The organism is Sutterella parvirubra YIT 11816 (genome assembly GCF_000250875.1).
Classification (GTDB): domain Bacteria; phylum Pseudomonadota; class Gammaproteobacteria; order Burkholderiales; family Burkholderiaceae_F; genus Sutterella; species Sutterella parvirubra.
The window spans coordinates 1-663 of the sequence record NZ_JH604992.1 but is presented as its reverse complement, the minus strand read 5'-3'; the positions used below and the strand labels follow the sequence as shown (position 1 = coordinate 663).

Below are 663 nucleotides of genomic sequence, written 5' to 3'. Positions count from 1 at the left end.
CCGGGAAGAGAAGCAGGTTCAGAAGGAGCTCATGGCTCAGGAAACGGAGCGCCTTCAGGGCAAGGTGTACGACCTGGAGCAGAAGAACCGTCAAATGACGGTGAAGCTCGCCCAGATGGGACTCGCTGTCAACGAAGTGCTCCCGGTCCTCCAGTCCTTCTTTGATGATCTGAAGCTCCGCGATGCATTCGACCCTCAGGACCCCGAGTTCGAAGGCACGATCCGGAGAATCGTCGACGGCTACTACAAGGGCTTCAAGGCCACCGCCACGATGGTCACCTACTTCTGCGCCGGCAACGAATCGCAGAAGGTTTCGAAGAAGAGGATGAAGGAACTCAACCAAATCCTCCAAAAATACGAGACCAAGTTCGAGGAGCTTCGAAACACCAAGGAAAAGTGGTTCGTCTTGAGGGACCTCCTGCGCGACGCGGCCGCTGAGGCCGAAGGCCCCTTGGCCGAGTTGCTCCGCGCAACGTTCGAACACGTCGCCGCTGCGGTGTTCCCAGAGGAGCAGCCCGAGCAGAGGGAAACGGTTCCCGAAGCCGCCGCCTCAGAGACGCCGGCCGGGACGGAACCCCATGCCGAGGCCGAGGCTGAAGCCGTCGCGGTTGCCGCAGCGCCTTCGTCACTCAAGAGCGAGGTCGGGAATACGCTGACCGAACC

1 protein-coding gene is annotated in these 663 nt (G+C 60.6%); it reads left to right on the top strand.

The window, feature by feature from the left end; translation table 11 throughout:
* Nucleotides 1-31: 31 nt before the first annotated feature.
* On the top strand, nt 32-663 hold a 632-nt coding region (locus tag HMPREF9440_RS07195; RefSeq protein WP_216586069.1), incomplete at its 3' end, for a hypothetical protein.